This window comes from Dokdonella sp., assembly GCF_041395345.1.
GTDB lineage: Bacteria > Pseudomonadota > Gammaproteobacteria > Xanthomonadales > Rhodanobacteraceae > Dokdonella.
The window spans coordinates 60,082-76,338 of sequence record NZ_JAWLAR010000006.1; the positions used below are offsets into that span (position 1 = coordinate 60,082).

Sequence of the window (16,257 nt, forward strand, 5' to 3'; positions counted from 1 at the left end):
AAGACCGCGTCCAGCCAGGAATCGACGAGCCATGCTCAAGTTCTCCCCGATTCGTGCCGCCGACCTGCGTGCCTACAATCGCATGGCCATCGACGCCACGATCGCCGTTACCGACCTCCTCGAAAACATGCACCACAACATCACTCGCTTGCCGAGTGTGCGGGGGGCGGCATCGGAAGAACCTGCGCGTGGCATTACCGGATTCGTCTACCGCTGCGTGCGCGGCGTGACCCGCTCGGTTGGCCATGGCGTCGATCTGGTCCTGAGCAAGGTCGCACCGTCCGAGTTGCCTGCCGATCCCGGCACCCAGCGCGAGACCCTGGTCTCGGCACTGAATGGCCTGGTCGGAGACTATCTGGCGCAAACCGGCAATCCACTGCAGATTCGCATGAGCCTGCGTCGGGATGGCGTCCCGCTGGTCCTTGAGCCCGAGACACTGGGCGAGGCCATCCCCGATGCAACCGGCAAGATCGTCGTGCTCGCCCATGGCTTGTGCATGAGCGACCTTCAATGGACCCGCAAGGGCCACGATCACGGTCAGGCGCTGCGCGCGGACGGTGGCTTCACGCCGGTCTATCTGCACTACAACAGCGGCTTGCACGTTTCGACCAATGGTGCCGGGTTTTCCACCTTGCTCGAAACACTGGCCCGCTCCTGGCCGGTGCCGGTCGAACAGATCACGATCATCGGCTACAGCATGGGCGGACTGATTGCCCGTAGTGCCTGCGAGCACGCCCGGCGCGAGGGCCATACCTGGCTCGAATGCCTGCGTGAAATCGTCTTCATCGGAACACCGCACTACGGGTCACCGCTGGAGCGCAACGGCAACAGGCTGGATGCGCTGCTCGGTGCGAGCCCGTATACCGCCGCCCTTTCACGCCTGGGCAAAGTCCGCAGTGCCGGCATCACCGACTTGCGTCACGCCAATCTCATTGATGACGACTGGCAGAACCAGGACCGATTCAAGCCCAAGACCCGCAAGCACGATGTACTCCCGCTACCGGATGGCGTGCGCTGTTTTGCAATCGCCGGATCGATTTCCAAAAGGGCAGGATCGCTGGGAGAGCGCCTGGCGGGTGACGGACTGGTCCCCCTGTACAGTGCACTCGGCTTGCACAGGGACCAGGCACGAAACCTCGGTTTGCCCGAATCCAGGCGCTGGATCGGTTATCGGACCAATCATCTCGGTCTGCTCAGCAGCCGGGATGCCTACGAGCGCATTCGCGGCTGGCTGCTCGAAGAGCCGCAGGGCGAATCCGCCCTGGCCAGGACCGCCTGATCACCGTCAGGCGGTCCGAACTTGCGCGGGAACTTCTCAGGCGATCGCCTCAAGCATGGCTTCCGCGCTGGAAACCTTGAACTCGCCTGGCGCCTCGACGTTCAACACCTTGACCACGCCATCATCGGCGTAGAGGGCAAAACGCTTGGCACGCTCGCCCATGCCGAACGCGCTGGCGTCGAACTTTAGGCCGAGCAATTCGGCGAAGGCACCGTTGCCGTCAGCCAGCATGGTCAGTCCGGCTGGCACATTCTGCTGTTTTGCCCAAGCATCCATCACGAAGGCGTCATTCACAGACATGCAGGCCACATCGACACCCCTGGCCTTGAACTCGTCCATTTTCTCGACGTAGCCGGGCAGGTGCTTGGCGGAGCAGGTCGGGGTGAATGCGCCGGGTACGGAAAAGAGGACGACCTTGCGTCCCTTGAACAGCTCGTCTGTGGTCACGGCCTGGACGCCATCCTTCAGGGTGTTCAGCGTTGCCAGGGGAATCTTTTCGCCAACTTGTATGCTCATCTGGGGGTCCTTTCACGCGTGGTGGGTTGGGCCGGCCATCATACGTCGATTGCCTGAATATTCGCATTCGAGACTCTTGAAAGTGCTCTGGACAACCCTACCTATTTGTCATCGCGGCCGTGGGGCCGCACCCAGATAAAAGGTGATCATCATGAGCATTTCCCGTCAGTCTCCCTGGAACGCCGGCAATGGCCTGCAGCTCGACCTGCGTCAGGTTTTCGACCGTTTCATCAACAACGAGGAGTCGGATCAGTCCAACGTCGTGACCAGCCAGTGGGCACCGCGGGTCGACATCCGCGAAGAGCCCAAGCGCTTCGTGATTCTTGCCGATATCCCCGGTGTCGATCCCAAGGACATTGAAGTCAACATGGACAAGGGCATCCTGACCATCAAGGGTGACCGGGTCGCCGAAGTCACCGAGGAAAACGGCCAGTTCACGCGCGTCGAGCGTTCACATGGCACTTTTTACCGGCGCTTCGCACTGCCGGACAGCGCCGATGCCGACAGCATCAGTGCTTCAGGCAAGCATGGCGTTCTCGAAATCTCCATTCCGAAGAAGCCCGAGACCACGCCACGCAGAATCACGATCAACGCCTGATTACCGTTCACGGGAGCGGAACTCCAATGGCCTGCGGCGGGTACACGTGTAGACTCGCCGCAGGCTCCGTTTGTTTGCAATCAGGGTGAGGCATGCAGTTCAAGGATTACTACGACACCCTTGGCGTGAAGCCCGATGCCACGGACGCCGAAATCAAGCGCGCTTACAGGAAACTGGCGCGCAAGTACCATCCGGATGTCAGCAAGGAAGCCGATGCCGAAAACAGGTTCAAGGCGGTCAATGAGGCCTACGAGGCGCTCAAGGATGCCGAGCGCCGCAGGGAGTACGACAACCTGCGTGCCGGCGGCTACCGGGCCGGCGACGAATTCAGGCCCCCGCCAAACTGGCAGGGTCGGCAGGGAGGCGGCCACGGCGGGTTCCAGGGTGAGGATTTCAGCGACTTTTTCGAATCGATCTTCGGTCGAGGCCGTGCGGGTGGCGGACCCCGGGGGCAGAGTGGCCCGCGCCGGGGCAGTGACCTGCAGGCCCGGGTCCAGATCGACCTGGCATCGGCATTCAATGGCGCCAAGGAGCGCATCACTCTGCGTGACCCCGTGCAGGGCGAACGCACCCTGGAAGTGAAGATCCCGGCCGGCATCGAACCCGGGCGCACGATCCGTCTGAGCGGGCAGGGCAATCCGGGCACGCAGGGCGGACCTGCGGGTGACCTGTTGCTTGAGGTGGGTGTTCGCGAAGACAGTCGCTTCAAGCTCGAAGGACACACGATCACGCATGTGCTGCCGATTGCCCCCTGGGAGGCAGCGCTGGGAGCGACCGTGCCGGTGCCGACTCTGGCAGGCAACGTTGACCTGCGCATTCCGGCCGGATCGGACAGCGGGCGCAAGTTGCGCCTGCGCGGACGCGGCTGGCCCGGCAAGACACCGGGCGACCAGATCGTGGTTCTCGAGATCCACACGCCGAAGGCCGAGACCCCCGAGCAGCAGGCCTTCTACGAGAACATGGCCTCGACGTTCGAGTTCAATCCTCGGCGGTAGCGCCGAGGATTGAGAATGGTGAATAGGGAATGGGGAATAGGTAAAGCGGTGAGGGGTGGGAAAGTTGGGACAAGATTGGCGGGCTGCAGCCCTTGTTGAGCGCGAAGCGCAGCGTTTGGCTTCAACACGCGATTCGCCTTCTTTCCCCTATTCCCTATTCCCGACTCTCGATTCCCGGTTTTTCAGGGCAAATGCTCGTTGATCGCCTTGATCAACTCGTCTTCGTTGATCGGCTTGGTGACGTAGGTCTTCGCGCCCTGCCGCATGCCCCAGACGCGATCGGTTTCCTGATCCTTGGTCGTCACAAGAATGATCGGTATGTGGCTGGTCTTTGGATCTTTTGCCAGCGTTCGCGTGGCCTGGAATCCATTGAGGTTGGGCATCACCACGTCCATGAGGATGAGATCGGGCAGTTCGCGCTTGGCCGTTTCGACCCCCGCTGAACCGTCTTCCGCTGTGATCACCTCGTGGCCCAGCTTTTCAGTGATGCGCTTGAGGCCAATCAGTTGCGAAGGTGAATCGTCGACGATGAGTACTCGCGCCATAGTAGTTCCGTGGTCCCCTGGTGCCGGATGGCTCCTGCATTCTAAACAGGAGTTTGCCGCGCGACCAGCGAACGCGATCACCCTATGCGCAGCAGCGTGCGGCCAAACGACGCTCCGGCCAGCATTTGCTCGAAAACGGACGGAAGTTCGTCGAAAACCACCTCTTTTGTCGCAATCTTGTCGAGCCCCCGTGGTTTCCAGTCATCCGCCAGGTGTGCCCAGATCGCATCGCGCTGGTTCCTCGGCGTTCCGGCCGATGCGATTCCAAGCAGACTGACCCCCCGAATGATGAAGGGCATGACCGTCGTGGCCAGGTCGATGCCACCGGCATTGCCGCAAATGGCGATATTGCCGTACGGATGGATCACGCGGGTCAGTCCGGCCAGCATGTCGCCGCCGACATTGTCGATGGCGCCCGCCCAGTGGGCCGATTCCAGCGGCCGCTGGCCCCAGTAGAGGTCCTTGCGCGCAATGCATTGCTCGGCGCCCAGATCAATCAGAAAGTCGAACTGGTCGGCCTTGCCGGTGATGGCGTGTGGCGTGTAGCCGGCGCGACTCAGAATATTGATTGCCAGCATGCCGACACCACCGGTCGCGCCGGTCACCACGATCGGCCCCTGATCCGGAGTCTGCCCGTTCTGCTGCATGCGATAGAGCGACAGCGCAGCCGTGAAACCGGCGGTACCAAGAATCATCGATTCGCGCAGACTCAAGCCGGTCGGCAATGGAATTGTCCATTTCGATTCCAGCCGGACATATTCGGCATAGCCGCCGTCGCGTGTTTCGGACAGACCACAACCAGTGCAAAGCACGGCATCGCCTTCCTTGAATGCCGGATCACGCGATTCGGCCACATAGCCGGCGGCATCGATGCCGCCATTCATCGGATAGCGCCGCAGAATCTTGCCCTTGCCGGTACCGGCCAGCGCATCCTTGTAGTTGACCGACGAGTAGGCCAGCTTGACCAGGACGTCGCCCGGCGAGAGTTCATCGGCACGCATCTCCTCGATGCCGGCGCGGTAACCCTGATCGTCGTTATGGATGCGGAAGGCGCGGAAGGATGTGTTCATGGGCTGAGACTACTTGGATTCGGCGATCCTGTGATGCTGATTTTATGGAATGGGGGTTCGATCTTTTGCTAGCTATGTGAGTAAGAACTGGATGACCAGCCATTCAGCTGTTGAGAGGCGCTTCCAGCCTTTGCCGGGATGACGAACAGAAATAGGATGATTTCATATGGCTCTCGGCCCCTTGCAATTCTTCAAACACGGAAACGCCAGCGGAACCAAAATAATTCCCAACCTCGAATCACTTCTGCCGTCATCCCAGCGAACGCTGGGATCCAGTTCTTATTCGGGACGGCAGGGCCTGCGCGGGATGAGTCCATCCTGGACTCAGTTGGCTTTGTGGATGGCGCGCTTGTCGACGGCGAGGGCGGCTTCGTGGACGGCTTCGCTCAGGGTCGGGTGGGCGTGGCAGATACGGGCGAGGTCTTCGGCACTGCCCTTGAATTCCATCGTGACCACGGCCTCGGCGATCAGTTCGGATACGAGCGGTCCAACCATGTGCACGCCGAGTATGCGATCCGTTTCGGCATGCGCGATCACTTTTACCTGGCCCGCCGTCTCGTTCATCGCAACCGCACGGCCGATGGCCGCGAACGGGAACGAACCGGTCCTGTAAGGGATGCCCTCTGCCTTGACTTCGGCCTCGGTCTTGCCGACCCAGGCCAGTTCGGGTTCGGTGTAGATCACCCAGGGCACGGTATCGAGATTGACGTGGCCGGCCTTGCCTGCGATCAGTTCGGCGACCGCGATGCCTTCCTCGGAGCCCTTGTGCGCAAGCATCGGGCCGCGCACGCAATCACCCACGGCCCAGACGCCATCGACACCGGTCCAGTTGTGCTCGTCGACATCAATCCTGCCCTTGTCATCCAGCTTCACGCCGGAATCGTCGGCCAGCAGTCCCTTCGTCGCAGCGCGGCGACCCACGGCAACGAGCAACTTGTCGACTTCCAGGGTCTGTTCGCCCTTGGCGTCGGAATAGGTGAGCTTGACGCCCTTCTTTCCGGTCTCCGCCTTGCTCAGCTTCGCGCCAAGGCGGATGTCGAGGCCCTGCTTCTTGAACTCGCGCGCGGCAACCTTGGCGATGTCGGCGTCGGCGGCCGCGAGAAAGTCGGGCAGGGCTTCGATAATGGTGACTTCGGAGCCCAGACGTTTCCAGACACTGCCGAGTTCGAGGCCGATCACGCCTGCACCGATCACGCCGAGGCGTTTCGGCGTCTCTTCGAAATCCAGTGCGCCGGCGTTGTCGACGATGTGCTTGCCATCGAACTTCGCAAACGGCAATTCGATCGGCACCGAGCCGGTCGCGATGATCACGTTGGTTGCGCTGTAGTCGGTGATCTTGCCGTCTGCAGCCTTGACCGAAACGACACGGTCGGCCTTGAGGGATGCGTGGCCGGCAATCGCAGTGACCTTGTTCGCCTTGAACAGGGAGGTGATGCCACCCGTGAACTGCTTGACGATCTTGTCCTTGCGCCCGACCATCGTGGCGACGTCGATCTTCGCGTCTTTCGCGCTGATGCCGTGTGCCTCGAAGCCATGCGTGAGGTTATGGAACTGCTTGGAGGAATCAAGCAGGGCCTTTGACGGTATGCAACCGATATTGAGGCAGGTTCCGCCCAGTGCCGGCTTGCCGTCCTTGCCGATGAAGTCGTCGATGCAGGCCGTCTTCATGCCCAGTTGCGCGGCGCGTATCGCAGCCACATAACCGGCCGGACCGGCTCCGATAACGATGACGTCGTAGGTTTGTTCACTCATTGCATTCGCTCACGGTAATCGGGAGTTGGGATTCGGGATTCGGGATTAGACAGAGCGGGCATCGGTGGACGCGGCGAATTCCGCTTGTCCGAATCCCGAATCCCGAATGCCGAATCCCGGATGGCGCCTGGCATTACATGCCAAGCACCATCCGATGCGGATTCTCGAGCTGGTTCTTGATGTCGACAAGAAACAGCACGGCGTCCTTTCCGTCGATGATGCGATGGTCGTAGCTGATCGCGATGTACATCATCGGTGCAGACACGACCTGGCCGTTTTCGACGATCGCGCGATCCTTGATCGTGTGCATGCCGAGGATGGCGCTTTGCGGCGGATTCACGATCGGTGTCGAGAACAGCGATCCGAACGTGCCACCGTTGGTGATCGTGAAGGTGCCGCCCTGCAGATCATCGAGGCTGAGACCGCCTTCGCGCGCCTTGGTCGCGTAGTCGATGATCGCTTTCTCGATATCGGCGAAGCTCATGTTCTGGGCATCGCGAAGCACCGGCGTGACCAGGCCCCGATCGGTGGATACGGCGATCGAAATGTCCTGATAGCCGTGATAGATCACGTCGTTGCCGTCGACCGAGGCATTCACCACCGGATAGCGCTTGAGCGCTTCAACGGCGGCCTTGACGAAGAAGCTCATGTAGCCGAGCTTGACCCCGTTGGCCTTCTGGAATTCCTCGCCAAGCTGCTTGCGCATCTTCGCGACCTGGCCCAGGTTGACCTCATTGAACGAGGTCAGCATCGCGATGGAGTTCTTCGAATGCATCAGGCGTTCGGCGATCTTCGCCCTCATGCGCGTCATCGGCACGCGCTCCTCCGGACGATCGCCCGGGGTCGGAGCAGCTGATTTGCTGGCCGAAGGGGCAGGTGACCTCGCATGCGTGACCAGATCTTCCTTGGTCACACGACCATCACGCCCTGTACCCTTGACTTGCGAAGGGTCGATTTTTTCCTCGGTCGCAACGCGGCGTCCTGCCGGAGACAGTTCATCGACAGCGCTGGACCTGGTCGCTGAGCCGGATGCAGCCCTCTCGGCCTTCTTGTCATCTTTCTTGTCGTCAGCCTTCTTCTCGCCTTCGGCCGGGGCCGCAGCGGCGGCGCCCTCTTCGATGACGCCGAGCAATTCGCCGCTGGTCACGGTTGCACCGGTTTCGGCATTGATCGACTTGAGCACGCCATCCGCGGGGGCCGGTACCTCCAGTACCACCTTGTCCGTTTCCAGATCGACCAGATTCTCGTCGCGCTTGACCGCGTCGCCGGGCTTCTTGTGCCAGGTGGCAATGGTCGCGTCGGAAACGGATTCGGGGAGAACCGGAACTTTGATTTCAAGGCTCATGAGTGCTGTCCTGGGGCGTTGGTGCTGTTCGGAAAAATTCGGGAAAAGCGGTTTGACGTGCCGACATCATTCCAGAGCGTAGTCGCTGCTGATCGGCGAAACCAGCGCAAGCTCGACCAGGGCGGCCTGTTCGGCGAGGTGGCGCGCCAGATGCCCGGCTGCCGGGGCCGGGGATCTCGGCCGGCCGGCATAGGCAATGGTGTGCTTGTCGGAAACAACCGCCTGGAAATGATGCTTGATCTGGTACCAGGCGCCCTGGTTCATCGGCTCTTCCTGGCACCAGACGATTTCCTTCGCTGCGGGGAAATTCTTCAGTTCCGCCTTCACTTCGGTTCGCGGGAACGGATAGAGCTGTTCGATACGCAGAATGGCGACATCCTTGATTTCGCGCTTGCCGGCTTCCTCGACCAGGTCGTAGTACACCTTGCCGGAACAGAAGACCACGCGCTTGACCTTCTTCGCATTGCTCGACGTGACATCGGGAATGACAAGATGGAATCGGCCATTGACCAGGTCATCCAGCGAGGACACGGCCATCTTGTGGCGCAGCAGTGATTTGGGCGTCATCACGATGAGCGGCTTGCGGCAGGCGCGCAGCATCTGCCGACGCAGCATGTGGAACATCTGCGCAGGTGTGGTCGGCACGCAGACTTGCATGTTCTCCATGGCGCACAGCTGCAGGTAGCGTTCGAGGCGCGCCGACGAGTGCTCCGGCCCCTGGCCCTCGTAGCCATGCGGCAGCAGCAGGACAATGCCGCACAGGCGTCCCCACTTGGCTTCGCCAGAGGAGATGAACTGGTCGATGACGACCTGGGCGCCATTGGCGAAATCGCCGAACTGCGCTTCCCAGATCACCAGGGTGTTCGGCTTGGCCGTGGCGTAGCCGTACTCGAATGCCATCACCGCTTCTTCACTGAGCAGGGAGTCGATGATCTCGACGCTGGCATCGGCGCGGATGGTCTTCAGCGGCACATGGTGCGAGCCGCTGTTCTGGTCGTGCATGACGGCGTGGCGATGGAAGAACGTGCCGCGGCCGGAATCCTGGCCGACCAGACGCAGGTTGTAGCCGTCGGCAATCAGGCTTCCATACGCGAGGTTTTCGGCAAATCCCCAGTCGATTTCCTGCTTGCCCGCGGCCATCTTGTCGCGATCGGCGTAGATCTTGGCTACGCGCGAATGCAGGGTGACGCCTTCGGGAATCTTGAGCAGGTGGGCGTTGGCGGCTGCCAGCTCCTTCTTGCTGATGCCGGTCTTGACCACTTCGAAAATGTCGTTGGCGAGGTGCTTGGACCAGTCGACGCCATGCGGGTCGTGGTAATCGGCGTCAACGCCCGGAATCGGCGCGCCCGCTTCGAGCAGTTTGCGGTAGTCGTCGACCATGCCCTTCGCGTCATCCGCCGACAGCGTGCCTTCGGCGACCAGCTTGTCGCTGTAAAGCTCGCGCAAGGGCGGACGCGCACGAATGACCTTGTACATCAGCGGCTGCGTTGCGGCAGGTTCGTCGGCCTCGTTGTGGCCATGGCGGCGGTAGCAGACCAGGTCGATGACGACGTCACGCTTGAATTTCTGTCGATAGTCGAATGCCAGCCTCGAAACGAACAGCACGGCCTCCGGATCGTCACCGTTCACGTGGAAGACCGGCGCGTTGACCATCTTGGCCACGTCGGTGCAATACAGCGTGGAACGTGCATCGTGCGGATTCGAAATCGTGAAGCCGACCTGATTGTTGACCACGATGTGCACGGTACCGCCGACGCAGAATCCGTTCGCCTGCGACATGTTGAACAGTTCCATGACGACACCCTGGCCCGCGAACGCGGCATCACCATGGATGAGCACCGGCACGACATGTTCGCGTTCGGTGTCGGCGCGATGGGTCTGGCGCGCGCGTACCGAACCGGCGACCACCGGGTCGACGATTTCCAGATGCGAGGGATTGAATGCCAGCGCGACATGTACGGTGTTGCCGGGCGTACGCACGTTGGCACTGAAGCCCATGTGGTACTTGACGTCTCCGGAGTGGGCCGGGTCTTCCTGATGCTCGAAGCGCCCCTCGAATTCGTCAAACAGTTTGGACGGAGGCTTGCCGAGAATATTGACCAGCACGTTGAGTCGGCCGCGATGGGCCATGCCGATGACCATGTCCTTGAGCCCGGCGCTGCCGCCCCGGCGCAGCATTTCATCGAGCATCGGAATCAGGCTGTCGCCGCCTTCGAGGGCGAAGCGCTTCTGACCGACATACTTGGTGTGCAAGTAGCGCTCGAGGCCGTCGGCCTGGGTCAGCTTGCCGAGCAGGCGGACCTTCTCGTCCTTGCTGAGGCCGAACTTGCCACCAGCCCCTTCCATCTTTTCATGCATCCACTGGCGCTGGCTGGCGTCGGATATATGCATGAATTCGACGCCGATGCTGCTCGCATAGGTCGCCTTGAGCAGGTCGACAAGGTCACGCAGCTTGAGCCGCTTCGGGCCGGACAGGGAGCCCGTATTGAACTCGGTATCGAGATCCGACTTTGACAGTCCGTGGAAGTCGAGCTCGAGATCGGGCGCGGCCGGACGTGGCAACAGCCCCAGCGCCTGCAGTTCCTCTTCGCCAAACGTGTTGGCCAGGTCCAGCGGATCGAGATTGGCGGCGAGATGGCCGCGCGAACGGTAGGCGGTGACCAGCTTGAGGACACCAGCCTGCTTCTGCGCCTCGACATTGTCGACCGCCGAACCCGCCGCCGCCGAGCGCCGCGAAGGGCCCTGACGCTGTGCGGCCTCGATGCGTGCGATCGCCTCGGAGTGGGCCACTTCGCTATCCGGACTTCCGCTCAGACCCTTGAAGTAGTCGTTCCACGCCGGGGCCACGCCGCCGGGGTCGCGCAACCAGATCTCGTAGAGGCCTTCAATGAAGGCCGCATTGCCGCCGGAGAGTGCTGAAGTGCTCTGGAATTGCTGCAGTAGGGTCAGGGAATTCACGCGGGCTCCGTGTGGGCGGGAGGGCCGGAAAAGAGGATGTGGTCAGGGATTGGGTCGAATGAGCAGATGAGCATCGAAATCATCTGCGCATAACCTTTGATTATAGCCACTGAACGGGACAATTGCTGCAATGCGGCAGCATCCCGGGTCAGGATTCAAGCCCGCGATTCAGTTGCCAGACATGCGACGGCAAGGTTTCATGCGTCAGCAGCCTGCCGCGATTGCTCAGATTTCAAGGCGCCGCATTTCCGCGCTTTCCTCGCTGCGCTCCCAGATCGCGTTGAACATGTCCTGCAGCTGGGCCCTGCGGCCGGGTCCGTGCGTGCTGCCTTCACCATCGAAGCGGCTGGCCAGCGAGCGCTCGAACCAGGCACCACGGTCGCTGACCACAAAGCAGCCGGCGTACTGGCGGTCGATTTCCTCGACCGGTGAGCGGAAGGCGAAGCAGCTCGTCAGCCGCTGCGAAAGGGCGACCAGCCGGTGCGCATCGGCTCGCGCGCCGGCAGGTTCCTGTATGAGGATGCGAATGCTCGCTTCCGGGCCGGAAATCGCGACCTGCTTGAGTGCTTCGATCACATCGGCATGGTCGTAGATGTCGGCCTCGAGCTCACGCATGTAGATACTCACGTCGCGACGGGCAGTGGCGATCACCGCGAGCACGGCGGCACGAGCGCTTTCGCGATCGACACTTTCCAGCAGGGTGTCATCCTGCGCAGGGACAGCTGCGCGCTTGGGCACCTCTGCGGCCGGGATCGCGATTCGCATATGCTGGTGGCGGATTCCGCACTCAACGAATTCCTCGCCATAAGCCTCGAAACCGGCCCGCTCATAGAATGCCAGGGCGTGCGATTGCGCATGAATGACGATTTCCCTGAAATGGCGGGCCCGCGCGATTTCGAGCAGTACCCGAAGCATCGCCTCCCCAACGCCGCGCCCGCGCCAGTCCCGCAGTACCGCCATGCGGCCGATCGTGCCTTTCGGCGTGAGCCGGCCCGTTCCGATCGGACGCCCCTCGGCACTGCGGGCGATAACGTGCTGCGAGCCCTCGTCCAGATCGTCCCATTCGTCTTCTTCCGGCACGGCCTGCTCGATGACGAAGACTTCATTGCGAATGGCCCGCAATTCGGTCATGTCGGCAGGCCACGTGGCCGGTTCAACGATGAAGTCAGTGGGAATCATGATTTCCTCCTTGCTCGGCCAGGGGCCAGGTGACCGCGGTTGACCAGTTCGACCAGCAGCCCGATTGCCTTCGGATCGGAGGCTGCCGGTTCGTTCGCTCCGAACGGTTCACGGCGGCACAGTTTTTCGGCGAGCGTTTGCGGGCAACGGTGCGACTCTCCGGACACGAACAATATCGCGTTCCGGCCATCGCGGGACCAGGCAAACCGCGACCACGGATTGAATTCGAGCAACGCGCCCGCCTCCAGCCGCCGTTTCAATTCATCGGCCGTGATCGGCTTGCCACGGGGAACCGCTTCGTGAGCCGCACGATAACGCGTGATGAACGGGCCGAACCAACCCCGTAGCGGCAATGCATTTGCCGACAACGAATCCCGCAACGCTTGTGAGATTTTCTCCATGGCAAAGTCATCAATCTCCCCAACCGACCGGGCCACGCCCATTCCGGCATCCGAATAGCGCAACTCCTCCGGCAGCTGCTCGGCAACATGGCCGGCGAAATCGGTCAGCATTTCGGCGACGGATGGCGCGCGCATGCCAATCGACAGGGTCAGGCAGGCGCCCTCTGCCACCCCGTGATGGGCAATTCCTGGCGGCAGGTAGAGCATGTCGCCGGGTTCGAGCAGCCACTCGTGCGTGGGCGTGAATTCGCGCAGCAGTTTCAGTTCCACGTCGTCACGAAATGCCTTCGGCGTCTGCGGATCGATGCTGATCTGCCAGCGCCGGCGTCCGCGGCCCTGGAGCAGGAAGACATCGTAGTTGTCGACATGCGCGCCTACCGATCCACCGTCCTCGGCGTAACTGACCATGACGTCGTCAAGACGCCAGCTGGGCAGAAATCCGAAGCGCGGGAGCAGGGCGGCAACATCGGCATCCCATTTGTCCACATCCTGGACCAGCAGGGTCCAGTGGGACGCGGGCAGCTCGGCAAATACGGCTTCCGTGAACGGGCCGCTGCGCAGGGTCCAGGAGTCGTCGGTCGGGTCATGCAGGACCAGTCGGGACAGCGCATGGTCCTCGCAGGCCAGTCCGGCAAGATCGTCGGGGCTCAGCGGACTCGAGAAATCCGCGAAGGCGTTGCGAATCAGCAATGGCTGTTGCTGCCAGTAGTCGCGCAGAAACCTGGCGGCTGGCATGCCGAGAAACTGTTTCGATGTGGCCTCGACTTCGATCATGACGTGGCGACGGCTCTCCTCCTGTTCGGCGGCGTGCCAGGGTGCTCGCGCCGCGGGTCTCGCAGGCCGGCGATCAGGATGATCTGGCGAGCGATTCCGCGAGGCCGGTATAGCCGGCGGGTGTCAATGCCAGCAGACGCTGCTTGTCGGCCTCGGGCAGATCCAGCGACTGCACGAAGTCGCGCATCGATTCCCGCGTAATGCCCTGGCCGCGGGTCAGTGCCTTGAGTTGCTCGTAGGGGCTTGGCAATCCATGTCGGCGCATCACGGTCTGCACGGCTTCTGCCAGCACTTCCCAACTGGCATCGAGGTCGGCGTCGAGACGGGCCGGGTCCATCTGCAACTTGGCGACACCCTTGCTCAGCGAATCGATTGCAACGAGGCTGTGTCCGAACGCCGTGCCGAGCGCGCGCAGCACGGTCGAGTCGGTCAGGTCGCGTTGCCAGCGGCTGATCGGCAGCTTCGCGCTGAAATGTTCGAACAAGGCATTGGCAATGCCGAAATTGCCTTCCGCATTTTCGAAATCGATCGGATTGACCTTGTGCGGCATGGTCGAGGAACCCACTTCCCCGGCCTTCAGCGTTTGCCGGAAGTAGCCGAGTGAAATATAGCCCCAGATATCACGCGCGAAGTCGATCAGAACGGTGTTGGCGCGACGGCCGGCGTCGCCGATTTCCGCAATGCAGTCATGCGGCTCGATCTGCGTCGTCATCGGATTGAAGTCGAGCCCGAGGCTCTCGACGAAGCGGCGCGAAAACGCCGGCCAGTCGACTTCGGGATAGGCGACCACGTGCGCGTTGTAGTTACCCACGGCGCCGTTGATCTTGCCGCGCAACTCGACACCGGCAATCTGATTGCGCTGGCGCTCGAGTCGCGCCACGACATTCGCGAATTCCTTGCCGAGGGTTGTCGGCGAGGCCGTCTGGCCATGCGTGCGCGACAGCATCGGTTGCGCGGCGAAGGCCACGGAGAGTCCGCGAAGCCGCTCCAGCAACTGGTCCAGGGAAGGCAGCAGGACCTGCTCTCTCGCATCGCGCAGCATCAGTGAATAGGCGAGATTGTTGATGTCTTCCGAGGTGCAGGCGAAGTGCACGAACTCCAGCACAGCGACGAGTTCGGGAGTCGCCTGCAGGCGTTCCTTGATGAAGTATTCGATCGCCTTGACGTCGTGATTGGTTTCGCGTTCGATGGCCTTGACGCGTTCGCCATCGGATACGCTGAAGGCATCGGCGATGGCCTGCAGGGTGTCCCGGGCCGCCGCGGAGAACGGGGCGACTTCGGGGATGCCCGGTTCGTCGGACAGGGCGATCAGCCAGCGCACCTCAACGAGCACGCGTCTCTGCATGAGGCCGAATTCGCTGAAGATGGGACGCAGCGCTTCAACCTTGGCGGCATATCGACCATCCAGCGGCGACAGGGCAAGCAGGGCGTGGTTCATTTCGGTTTCTGTCCAGTGGCTGGTGGGCGATCGGGCGTGACCGTAATGGCCTGTGCCCTGGCGCCCTTCATGGTTCGCACGGTGACGGTGAAGCCATCGAATTCCAGCGACTCGCCTTCGGCCGGCAACCGCTCAAGTCGGTGCACGATCAGGCCGCCGACCGAATTGACCTCGTCGGGGGAATCGATCTCGAGGTCGAGCAGGCGCTCGAGTCGATAGATCGGCATGCTGCCGGGAATGGTCAACGAGCCATCCGCGGCACGCTGATGCGAGTGCCCCGGCGTGCTGCGATGCTCGTCTTCAATGTCGCCGACAACGATCTGGACGACGTCGAACAGGGTAAAGAACCCGACCACGCGTCCACTTTCTTCGGTGACCAGGGCGAACTGGGTACGCCCGGTGCGAAAACGTCGCAGCATCTCGAGGACCGGTGTATCCAGCGGGACCACGATCGCCGGGCGCAACAGGGTGGTCATGTCCTCGATCGTGCCCTTCTCGGCCATGGCCAGCAGCAGGTCCTTGACATGCAGGATGCCGCGCACGTTTTCCATCGCCGCATCAAACCAGGGGTAGCGGCTGAACTGCGACTTTCGGATTTCCGCGAGGACTTCGGTCTGATCCTGGCCGTCGTGCAGCGCGCCGAGCTGGTCGCGCGTGCGCAGCAGATCGCCGGCGACCAGTTCAGGCAGATCCAGTGCGTGACTCATCATGGCGAAAGTTTCGCTGGAGTCGCGTACGGCGCGATTGGCATGCAGGATGAGCTTGAGTTCGTCGCGCGAATAGTGGTGTTCGTGCCCGTGGGTTCCATCCAGGCCGGCTACACGCAGCATCCAGTTTGCGCTGGCATTGAGGAGCCAGATGGCCGGATACATGATCCAGTAGAAAACGTACAGCGGCGTTGCGGTCCATGCCGACATTTGTTCCGGACGCCGGATAGCCATTGATTTTGGCGCGAGCTCGCCAAGCACGATGTGCAGGTAGGAAATGACCGTGAATGCGAAAATGAACGAGATGATGTGGACGGTATCCGGCTCAAGCCCGCCAAAATGATCAAACACGGGTTCCAGCAGCGCGGCGAATGCCGGTTCGCCGATCCAGCCAAGACCCAGAGAAGACAGTGTAATGCCGAGCTGGCAGGCGGAAAGATAGGCATCCAGGCGCTCGTGAACGCTGAGCAGGATCTTGCCGCGCCAACCGATGCGCTCTGCCAGTCCAACCGCCTGGGTGTGCCGGAGTTTGACCAGGGCGAATTCCGCCGCGACGAAAAAGCCGTTCAGGATGACCAGCACGAAGGCGGCGAGGATGTAGATAACGTTGGTGAGCATCACTCGATTGGGCGGCGAAGGACTGCGAAGTCTAGCATTCGAGGCAGCGCGGCTGTGCGGTCCGGGGGGCCTAATGAAGGGA

The 16,257-nt window shown here is 61.8% G+C and carries 13 protein-coding genes; 3 read left to right on the forward strand and 10 right to left on the reverse strand.

The window, feature by feature from the left end; all coding sequences use genetic code 11:
• Nucleotides 1–31 precede the first annotated feature (31 nt).
• Entirely contained in the window at nt 32–1,279 is a 1,248-nt protein-coding gene (locus tag R3F00_RS06925) for a hypothetical protein (protein ID WP_371281030.1), read from the forward strand.
• A 36-nt stretch (nt 1,280–1,315) separates the two neighbouring features.
• Here R3F00_RS06925 and R3F00_RS06930 read toward each other — a convergent pair whose 3' ends face one another.
• Entirely contained in the window at nt 1,316–1,795 is a 480-nt protein-coding gene (locus tag R3F00_RS06930; RefSeq protein WP_371281031.1) for a peroxiredoxin, read from the reverse strand.
• 151 nt (nt 1,796–1,946) lie between these two features.
• Here R3F00_RS06930 and R3F00_RS06935 point away from each other — a divergent pair, with 151 nt between their 5' ends.
• The gene (locus tag R3F00_RS06935) at nt 1,947–2,393 is read left to right on the forward strand and encodes an Hsp20/alpha crystallin family protein (RefSeq protein WP_371281032.1); all 447 of its coding nucleotides are present in this window, start codon (nt 1,947–1,949) and stop codon (nt 2,391–2,393) included.
• A gap of 92 nt (nt 2,394–2,485) precedes the next feature.
• Nucleotides 2,486–3,388: a DnaJ C-terminal domain-containing protein gene (locus tag R3F00_RS06940; RefSeq protein WP_371281033.1), complete on the forward strand. Its 903-nt coding sequence runs from the start codon at nt 2,486–2,488 to the stop codon at nt 3,386–3,388.
• Between the two features lie 182 nt (nt 3,389–3,570).
• On the opposite strand, the gene R3F00_RS06945 is transcribed toward R3F00_RS06940, so the two are convergent.
• The 9 genes from R3F00_RS06945 to R3F00_RS06985 all read right to left on the reverse strand — a co-directional run bounded on the left by R3F00_RS06945 (nt 3,571) and on the right by R3F00_RS06985 (nt 16,175).
• The gene (locus tag R3F00_RS06945; protein WP_371281034.1) at nt 3,571–3,933 is read right to left on the reverse strand and encodes a PleD family two-component system response regulator; all 363 of its coding nucleotides are present in this window, start codon (nt 3,931–3,933) and stop codon (nt 3,571–3,573) included.
• Between the two features lie 77 nt (nt 3,934–4,010).
• Nucleotides 4,011–5,003: a YhdH/YhfP family quinone oxidoreductase gene (locus tag R3F00_RS06950; RefSeq protein WP_371281035.1), complete on the reverse strand. Its 993-nt coding sequence runs from the start codon at nt 5,001–5,003 to the stop codon at nt 4,011–4,013.
• 324 nt (nt 5,004–5,327) lie between these two features.
• Nucleotides 5,328–6,755 carry a dihydrolipoyl dehydrogenase gene (gene lpdA, locus R3F00_RS06955; RefSeq protein WP_371281036.1) on the reverse strand — a complete coding sequence of 476 codons (1,428 nt, stop codon included), beginning with the start codon at nt 6,753–6,755 and terminating at the stop codon, nt 5,328–5,330.
• Nucleotides 6,756–6,888: 133 nt separating this feature from the next.
• Nucleotides 6,889–8,100, reverse strand: coding sequence for a 2-oxoglutarate dehydrogenase complex dihydrolipoyllysine-residue succinyltransferase (odhB, locus tag R3F00_RS06960; protein WP_371281037.1), 1,212 nt, complete (start codon nt 8,098–8,100; stop codon nt 6,889–6,891).
• Between the two features lie 66 nt (nt 8,101–8,166).
• On the reverse strand, nt 8,167–11,058 hold the full coding sequence (locus R3F00_RS06965) for a 2-oxoglutarate dehydrogenase E1 component (protein WP_371281038.1): 2,892 nt from the start codon (nt 11,056–11,058) through the stop codon (nt 8,167–8,169).
• A gap of 225 nt (nt 11,059–11,283) precedes the next feature.
• A complete protein-coding gene (locus R3F00_RS06970) occupies nt 11,284–12,237 on the reverse strand; it encodes a GNAT family N-acetyltransferase (protein ID WP_371281039.1) in 954 nt (317 codons plus the stop codon).
• A complete protein-coding gene (locus R3F00_RS06975; protein WP_371281040.1) occupies nt 12,234–13,412 on the reverse strand; it encodes a JmjC domain-containing protein in 1,179 nt (392 codons plus the stop codon). Before R3F00_RS06975 ends, R3F00_RS06970 begins: the two co-directional genes overlap by 4 nt.
• 73 nt (nt 13,413–13,485) lie before the next feature.
• Nucleotides 13,486–14,850 (reverse strand): adenylosuccinate lyase, encoded by a 1,365-nt coding sequence (gene purB / locus R3F00_RS06980; RefSeq protein WP_371281041.1) that lies wholly within the window; start codon nt 14,848–14,850, stop codon nt 13,486–13,488.
• Nucleotides 14,847–16,175, reverse strand: a complete 1,329-nt coding sequence (locus R3F00_RS06985; protein WP_371281042.1) for a hemolysin family protein — start codon at nt 16,173–16,175, stop codon at nt 14,847–14,849. The genes purB and R3F00_RS06985 overlap by 4 nt, the downstream gene beginning before the upstream one ends.
• Between the last annotated feature and the right edge of the window lie 82 nt (nt 16,176–16,257).

Excerpts from the sequence above, each read along its gene's own strand:
- R3F00_RS06925 (WP_371281030.1), top strand. The coding sequence starts at position 32 with ATGCTCAAGTTCTCCCCGATTCGTGCCGCCGACCTGCGTGCCTACAAT.
- R3F00_RS06970 (WP_371281039.1), bottom strand. The coding sequence starts at position 12,237 with ATGATTCCCACTGACTTCATCGTTGAACCGGCCACGTGGCCTGCCGAC.
- R3F00_RS06945 (WP_371281034.1), bottom strand. The coding sequence starts at position 3,933 with ATGGCGCGAGTACTCATCGTCGACGATTCACCTTCGCAACTGATTGGC.
- R3F00_RS06985 (WP_371281042.1), bottom strand. The coding sequence starts at position 16,175 with ATGCTCACCAACGTTATCTACATCCTCGCCGCCTTCGTGCTGGTCATC.
- purB (WP_371281041.1), bottom strand. The coding sequence starts at position 14,850 with ATGAACCACGCCCTGCTTGCCCTGTCGCCGCTGGATGGTCGATATGCC.
- odhB (WP_371281037.1), bottom strand. The coding sequence starts at position 8,100 with ATGAGCCTTGAAATCAAAGTTCCGGTTCTCCCCGAATCCGTTTCCGAC.
- R3F00_RS06975 (WP_371281040.1), bottom strand. The coding sequence starts at position 13,412 with ATGATCGAAGTCGAGGCCACATCGAAACAGTTTCTCGGCATGCCAGCC.
- R3F00_RS06930 (WP_371281031.1), bottom strand. The coding sequence starts at position 1,795 with ATGAGCATACAAGTTGGCGAAAAGATTCCCCTGGCAACGCTGAACACC.
- R3F00_RS06935 (WP_371281032.1), top strand. The coding sequence starts at position 1,947 with ATGAGCATTTCCCGTCAGTCTCCCTGGAACGCCGGCAATGGCCTGCAG.
- R3F00_RS06950 (WP_371281035.1), bottom strand. The coding sequence starts at position 5,003 with ATGAACACATCCTTCCGCGCCTTCCGCATCCATAACGACGATCAGGGT.
- R3F00_RS06940 (WP_371281033.1), top strand. The coding sequence starts at position 2,486 with ATGCAGTTCAAGGATTACTACGACACCCTTGGCGTGAAGCCCGATGCC.
- lpdA (WP_371281036.1), bottom strand. The coding sequence starts at position 6,755 with ATGAGTGAACAAACCTACGACGTCATCGTTATCGGAGCCGGTCCGGCC.